General features: G+C 61.4%; 7 protein-coding genes. 2 read left to right on the top strand and 5 right to left on the bottom strand.

The annotated features are described in order from the left end of the window. From R6U20_RS11035 to aat, 3 genes are all read right to left on the bottom strand, one after another. Window positions 1-773: ATP-dependent 6-phosphofructokinase (locus tag R6U20_RS11035; RefSeq protein ID WP_410337911.1), on the bottom strand; the 773-nt coding region annotated here is incomplete at its 3' end. Window positions 774-833: 60 nt separating this feature from the next. Further along, entirely contained in the window at window positions 834-1,808 is a 975-nt protein-coding gene (locus tag R6U20_RS11030; protein ID WP_410337910.1) for an N-acetylmuramoyl-L-alanine amidase-like domain-containing protein, read from the bottom strand. A gap of 327 nt (window positions 1,809-2,135) precedes the next feature. Continuing rightward, window positions 2,136-2,789, bottom strand: a complete 654-nt coding sequence (gene aat / locus R6U20_RS11025) for a leucyl/phenylalanyl-tRNA--protein transferase (protein WP_410337909.1) — start codon at window positions 2,787-2,789, stop codon at window positions 2,136-2,138. A 153-nt stretch (window positions 2,790-2,942) separates the two neighbouring features. On the opposite strand from aat, the gene R6U20_RS11020 reads away from it, so the two are divergent. Further along, window positions 2,943-3,473, top strand: coding sequence for a biotin/lipoyl-containing protein (locus R6U20_RS11020; RefSeq protein ID WP_410337908.1), 531 nt, complete (start codon window positions 2,943-2,945; stop codon window positions 3,471-3,473). A gap of 75 nt (window positions 3,474-3,548) precedes the next feature. Then, a complete protein-coding gene (locus R6U20_RS11015; RefSeq protein ID WP_410337907.1) occupies window positions 3,549-4,547 on the top strand; it encodes an NAD-dependent epimerase/dehydratase family protein in 999 nt (332 codons plus the stop codon). A gap of 144 nt (window positions 4,548-4,691) precedes the next feature. Here R6U20_RS11015 and R6U20_RS11010 read toward each other — a convergent pair whose 3' ends face one another. Continuing rightward, window positions 4,692-6,602, bottom strand: coding sequence for an FG-GAP repeat domain-containing protein (locus R6U20_RS11010; RefSeq protein WP_410337906.1), 1,911 nt, complete (start codon window positions 6,600-6,602; stop codon window positions 4,692-4,694). A gap of 64 nt (window positions 6,603-6,666) precedes the next feature. Continuing rightward, window positions 6,667-7,428 (bottom strand): beta-propeller fold lactonase family protein (locus R6U20_RS11005; protein ID WP_410337905.1); only part of this gene is annotated, 762 nt, incomplete at its 5' end.

Genomic DNA, 7,428 nt, shown 5'->3' with positions numbered 1-7,428 from the left:
TGGCCCAGGATGGTCGAGCGCAGGTCGATATCGTCGAATTCGCTGTCGTCTAAGAGCGCCTGCTCAATGCCACGTGCGCCACCGAGTTCGTCGCCTTCGGCGACAATGACGATGGTCGAGCGCCGCTGCGCGGACATAAGCGACAGGAGCCGTTCTTTGACGACCTCCATTTCAGTGATGGTTTCGGGGATGAGCACCATCTCGGCGCCGCCGCCAATACCGCAGTTTAGGGCGATGAAACCCGCATCGCGGCCCATTACCTCGATGAGGAAGAGGCGGTTATGCGCATCGGCGGTGTCGCGCACACGGTCGATGTTCTCGATGGCGGTGTTGAGCGCCGTATCGTAGCCGATGGTGGTATCGGTGCCGTAGAGGTCGTTGTCGATCGTGCCGGGGCAGCCCACCACAGGAATGTCGTGCTCATCGTGCAAAATGTTCGCGCCGCGCATCGTACCGTCGCCGCCAATAGCGACCAGCGCATCCACCTTATACTCCTTTAGCATGCGCATGGCCTGGGTGCGGCCTTCGGGCTCCATGAACGCCGGGGAGCGGGCGCTTTTGAGTACGGTACCGCCAGTTTGCACAATATTGGAGACCGAGCGCCGGTCCATCTCCACAAAGTCGCCCTCAATCATGCCCTCGTAGCCACGGCGAATGCCCATCACGTCGAGGTCGTTGGCCAGGGCCGTGCGCACCACGGCGCGTAGGCACGCGTTCATGCCGGGAGCATCGCCCCCGCTGGTGTACACCCCAATGCGCTCAATGTCTCTCATAAAACGAACCATTCGTTGCAGAAATCAGGATGGGAAGCGTAGACTCAGTGCAAGCTGGTGCTACGGCGCTACAGGACGCGCTACCACGATACCGATCTGATGATCGATCTGTTGGACGTACTGTTGAATATCGGGCGAAACAACGACCTCGCCACTGAGCGAAGCATGGAGCAGGCCAAGCTGGCCGTCGTCATCTCGAAACGCAAGCCCGGTGTGGGCAATGTCGAGCCCCGCAATGTCGGTGGCCAGCCCGATGATGTCGCCCGTTTCAATCTGGTTGGCCACCGTGCCAATCTCGTCTTCGGGGATGACGTGCCAGGCGTGGTCTTGGGCCTGCAAGTTGGCCTCCATATCCTGAATGCAGGCGTAGAGGCTGTCGTTGGTGGCAAAGCGGTCGTACGCGTCGCGGTGTTCGCTCATGAAGGTAAGCGTCCGGTCGATGCGTTCGCCGCCGAGATCAGCCGTTACGTCACGGACTACGCCACGGCGTTGGTTATCGGCAATCCACTCGCTAAAGTAATGCAGGCGAGCGCAGTAGCTGGTTTCGGCGTCGCCGCGGTAGCGCTGCGCTTGCAGGCGTTCGGCATAGCCGTCGAAGCTATAGTCGCGCTCGGACACCCCGCGTCCCATCGCCAGCATGGCTTCTACGAACGTGACACAGTCGAAGCCGTCGAGGCGGGTAACGAGGCGCTCGGTGGGCGTGGTGTCGAGCGTGTGCTCCAGGTACGGGGCGCCCATAAACTGCTGTCCGAGCGCCTGCATGATGCGTCCGAGGGATTCGGTGTGCAGGTTCTCGGTGCGGGCATTGCTCATGACGTCGGCAAAGCGATCCTGCGTAGCGGAGTCGGGCGGAGCCGGGGGCGCTTCTTGCACGCCTGTGGAGTCGCTACTCGACGTTTCGTTGTCTGCGGCTGAGGCGTGTTCAGTGGAGTCGTGTTCGGCTGCCGACTCTGACGGCGACGGGGCATCGCCGGTACAGCCGACAAGGGGCAGCAGAAGCAGCAGGCTCACACCGGCAAGCATACGAACGGACATGGCAGAGGCAGTTAAATTTAGAATGTACAATGGGCTATTGCTGTGTCATACGTCAATGTTTGGGTTACAACATGCCCCGTTTACATGGTGTCATCTTGAGCGAAGCGGCTCCGCCAAGGAGACGCGGAGTCGAAAGATCTCCCACACGTCCGGCACAACCTCTCACCCGCCAGGCACCCGCCAACCGAGCGGGAGATGGTTCGACTGCGCTCACCATGACAGGCTTCGTGAGGGGAGGATGCCAGGGTAACCATCAAAATGAGGGTTGACAGAGCACTATGCAGGGAGATGCGCATCCACCTACCCCTACAACATGAGGAGCCCGAGCTACGACGGCACAGGGTCAAAGTCGGGTGCGTCTTTCATATCCGGCAGGCAGTCGAAGGGTTCGTTCGGCAGCGGCCACCACGGGCAGTCTACGTCGAGCGCGGTGCGCAGGATGTCGAGGTAGCGGGCGCGCGGCACCTCGCGGGCGCCAAAGCGCTCCAGATGCTTGGTGGTGTACTGCGTGTCGAGTAGCTGATAGCCGCCCGCGCGCATCTGCCGTACGAGGTGGGCCAGGGCGACCTTCGAGGCATACGACGCGCGAAAGAACATCGACTCGCCAAAGAACGCTCCGCCCAGGGCCACGCCGTAGAGTCCGCCCGCAAGCCCGTCATCGGTCCAGCACTCCACGCTGTGCGCTACGCCGCGATGATGCAGTTCGGTAAACACTTCCTGAATCGGCGGTGTGATCCAGGTTTCGTCGCGGTCGGCACAGCCTGCGATCACGTCAGGGAAAGCGGTGTTGGTGCGTACGGTAAACGTACCACGCCGCACGTGCCTGGCCAGGTTGTGGGGCATGTGAAACGCATCGAGCGGAATCACGCCGCGTGGATCCGGCGAGTGCCACTGAATCGTCTGCGTGTAGGGCGTGCCCATTGGGAAAAGGCCCTGTGTGTACGCCCAGATCACTTGGTCGGCAGAGAGCGTGTCGGACATGCGGGGCAAGGAAAATCAAAGGAGGCTTTGCAAAGCGTAAACTGCGAATGGCGCAGCGCGTTCGTATATTGTCGTGTTGGTTGTGCAATGGTATCATCACAGCGCACCGCCGCTGTATCCCGCTGAATCTCGTAAACGCCCCCGCTCCCGCTTATGTCTGACACGTCGTATCGCGCCGATCTCGATGAGCGCTCCTTCGATTGTACGGTGACCGACGACGGAGGTCTCGTGCTCGACGAGGCTCCCCCTGAGGGAGCTGCCACCGATATTTCGGTAGAGCGTGTGGGGCCGGGCTACCTGTCGCTTATTGTGGATGGCATGAGTGTATCGGCTGCGGTGGAGCCGCTCGACGGCAATCGTTACCGCGTCACCATCAACGGGCGGATGACCGAGGTGCAGGTCAAAGACGAGCGTGCGATGCTGCTGGAGTCGTTTGGACTCGAAGCAGATGCCGATGCAGGCGAAGCGGAAATCCGGGCCCCCATGCCCGGCCTGGTGCTCGATGTGCTCGTGTCGAAAGGCGACACGGTTGCGGCCGATGAGGGCCTGCTCGTGCTCGAAGCCATGAAGATGGAAAACGAACTGTCGGCGCCGGGACCGGGCACGGTTGAGGCCATTCATGTAAGTGAAGGGGACGCGGTCGAGAAGGATGCCCTGCTCATCGAACTGGATCTGGATGCGTAGCGGTCCACTCACGCATCTCGTTGGGGAGGCGCAGGCTGCCTCCTTCTGTTTTTAATTCGCGATTCCCGACTGCTTATGCGCATTCTCGTAACAGGAGCTACCGGACTTGTCGGGTCGGCTCTGGTACGTCAGTTAGTGGCGCAAGACGCCACTGTGCGCATCTTGCGGCGTCCTAACTCGCCCCTCGATGCACTTGGCGAGGCCGCCGGTGCGGTGGAGCATGCCGTAGGCGATCTGACCGAGGGCTATACGGTGCGGCAGGCCATGCACGGCATTACGCACGTGTACCATGCTGCTGCCCGCGTCGATTTGGGGGGCGACCTGCGTACGCTGCGTCCTGTAAACGTGCAGGGGACGGCGCATGTCCTGAATGCGGCCCGGCAGGAGGGCGTTGCCCGTGTGGTGCACACGTCAAGCATCGCTGCGCTGGGGCGCCCTGCATCCCATGAGGGACTGATCTCGGAAGACACCGCCTGGACGGGCGGGCCTACCCGCTCGGCTTATGCGCAGACCAAGCGCGAATCGGAGTTGGAGGTGCATCGCAGCATTGCCGAAGGGCTCGATGCCGTAATCGTAAACCCGGCGCTCGTCTTTGGCACGGGACGCCCCGACGCCAGCACGCATCAGATTGTGCAGGCCGTGCGCAGCGAGCGCCTGCCCGGTGTGCCTCCCGGCGGGACATGCGTGGTTGATGCCGAAGATGTAGCCATGGGGATGCGCCGGGCGATGCTGCACGGCACTACGGGACGGCGCTACATTCTGGGCAGTCAAAACCTGTCGTGGGCCCAGATCATCGGCACGCTGGCCGAGGCGCACGGCGTGGAGGCCCCCGAGCGGGTCATCTCAGAAGGCTGGCTGCGCGTGGCGGGCGGATTGGCGGAGGCCTGGGCGTGGCTTACGCGTGCTACGCCGCGCTTCTCGCGCACCATGGCCCACACCGCTTCCCGCACCATGCGCTACGACACTACGCGCGCCCGCACCGAACTGGAGTGCACGTTCCGCCCGTTTTCCGATACCGCAGCCCGTATCGCCGAGGAGGAATCGGCTACTGCTGTGTCACAGATCATTCTGTAGGTTAAACCGAGATGGATACGCGTGCTGTGCCGCCCCGAAAAGTTCCTGCTAAACACCAAGGAGATGGTTCGACTGCGCTCACCATGACAGGCTTCGTTGGGGGATGATGCCCGGGCAACCATCAAAATGAGGGTTGACAGAGCGCTACAGCGTATCGGTGATCTCGTAGTATTGCAGTCCCCCGCTCTCGGTGCCCACAACCAGTGCCGGGTAGGCGTTGCCCTCCATATCCACAAATGACGGCGTAACCTGCGCCGGGGCAATCACCGGCAGTTCTTCAGAATCGGATGCGAAGGCGGGATCCCCTTCGCTGCCCGTGTTGCGGTGCATAACCAGCCCGCCTTGCTCGGCTCCAACGACCAGATCGGGCAGGCCGTTGCCCGTTAGGTCGGCGAAGGCGGGGGCGCTGCGGCGGTCGCGCTTCACATCGGCGACGGACGGGTGGTCCTCGTGAGCGGTAAATGACACATCGCCGTTGGTGCTTGTATTCTCGAACACGTAGAGGCGTCCGTTCGAAGCGCCGGCCACAATATCCAGCTGGCCGTTGCCCGTCACATCCAGCAGTGCGGGGTTCGCATTTCCGCCGCGTGGCAGTTCAAGCGTGAGCAGCGGCTCGTTAGCAAACGAGACGGCAGCGTCGGTGTCGTCGGAGGTGTTGGGATGAATGGCGATGGTGCCGTTCCACATCCCTGCAATCAGATCGAGCTGGCCATCGCCGGTCAGGTCGGCCAGGGCGGGGGCATAGTGGTAGTTATCGGGCATGTCGAGAATCTTTCGCGCTTCGAGTTGCGGCTCGGCAGGGGAGCCGGTATTTTCGTAGAACGTGATATGCGAGGTCTGCCGGTCTTCCGGAGCAATTCGGTTAGCCAGCAGCATATCGGGGGCGTCGTTGCCTGTCAGATCGCCAAACGCAGCGCTGGTTTCGCTACCCACGTCGATGCCATTCAGGAAGCGCTCGGTGCGCTTGGTGTAGCTGCCATCGCCATCGGCCTCGTAGAAGTAGAAGTTGTCGTCGAGCGTAGAATTGGGGTCGTAGGCCCCGCCCAGCACACCAATGAACAGATCGAGGTGTCCATTGCCGGTCCAGTCTGTAAGCGCCGGAGCGTTATATCCACTGGTTGAGGCGGGTTCCGGCGGAGGAAACGGAGTGGGCTCGCTGGTAAGGTCGGGGCGGCTGCACGACCCGCGGTTCTCGAAATACAGCAGGCTGGATTCGAAGAAATCGCCCCAGAGCAGGTCTACGTGGCCATCGTCGTTGACGTCGGCGAAGGTGAGCGAGTTTGCGCCGTGCCGGTTTGGGTTTGCGCTTGCACCGGGGGCAAACTCCTCCACAATCTCGATATCCTCAAACCGATCCTCGACATGCTGAAAGATCGGCACCCCGTCGTCATCGAACCCGGTGGCGCGGTAGTGGGTGATGGTGCCGTCGAGGCGACCCAGCAGCAGATCGGGACGCCCATCGCAGTTCAGGTCGGTGATGTTGGGGATGTTCTGCCGATCCGAAAAGATGGCCTCTCCATTCTCATCGCGCAGCGTATCGGCAGCCAGTTCAAACTGTGGCTCGGTGGCGGTGCCGGTATTCCGATAGTAGCGAATGTAGTTGTACGGCGATTCCGTCAGCAGGTCGTACACGCCGTCCTGGTTGGCATCTACAAACCGGAACCACTCGCCCACCTCAATATCCTGAAACCGGTCGGTCTGCCACGTAAGCGAGCGTGTCGAATCGGCTCCGCCTTCGTTGGTGAAGAACATGAGCTGGTCGCTGTGCTCCTGCACAAACAGATCGGGGTGCCCGTTGTCGTTAATATCCACAAACTGCGGGCGGGGGGTGTTGAATCCGCCCAGAAAGGGGTGGGCAAGCGGGTTGCCCTCGGTATCGAGCACTGGGAACGGCGCAATGTCGCGCACGAAGAGGCCGAGTTCCTCCTCTTCGGGCACATCGATATCGGCAGGGGGCGATGACTCCGGCGTTTCCGATGTGCTGCTGCAGGCGCTAAGCATCAGCGCAGCAGCCATGAACAGGGGCACCACAAAACGCAAAGGGCGAGTTAGCATAAGCGATACAAAAACAAAAAGATACAATTGGGTAGGGGAGCGGGCATACGAACCGGCGAGCGGGTTACGGACGCACGCGGGTGCCAATTCCGGTGGGGTATTCGCCGACCTCGATCACGTCAACCACTTCCAACGTTTCGGTATCGATGACACTAATCGTGCCGTTGTTGCCCGACGGCACATCGGCGGTGTCGGCTTCGCTGGAGGGCGTATCGTGCATCGCTTCGTGGTCGTGATTCTCTTCATGCTCATGATCGCCCTCATGATCGCCGTGGTCCATCTCTTCGTGCTCCCTATTATCCTGCTCCATCTCGTCCTCCATATCCTCTTCCATATTCCCTTCCATGTCGTCCATATCCATGTCCATTTGGCGATGATTATTGGAGACATAGAGGTAGCGCCCATCGGGAGAAAGGGCCGTTCCGTGGGGCTGTGTGAGCGAGGGGTGCTCAATGGTTTCGGCCACGGTGCGGGCTTCGGCATCCACCACGCTAATGGTGTTCGACTCTTTATTGGGCACGTAGATGCGTTCGCCGTCGGGGCTGTAGACGGGATGCCAGGGCTGGCTGCCTACCTGCAGCGAGGTATCGGGGGCAAGTGCGCCATTGTCTTCGCGCGTGAAGAACAAGAGCTGGCCCGTCACCTGGCCGGTGCCTACCACGGTAGCGCTGGTTGGGGAGGCGGCCATCTGCACCATAACGTGTGTGGGGCCGTCGAGCGGAGTGACCTCGCCGCGTTGGGTGTCGGCATTCAGTCCGATGAGCTGGTTTGTGGCCAGGCTGCCCACGTAGACGAAGGAGCCATCGTCGGGGATGACAAGTGCGTG

The organism is Longimonas sp. (genome assembly GCF_046498435.1).
Lineage (GTDB): Bacteria > Bacteroidota > Rhodothermia > Rhodothermales > Salinibacteraceae > Longimonas.
Note: the sequence above shows the minus strand (reverse complement) of the source record. Positions and strands in the feature narration are given on the sequence as shown.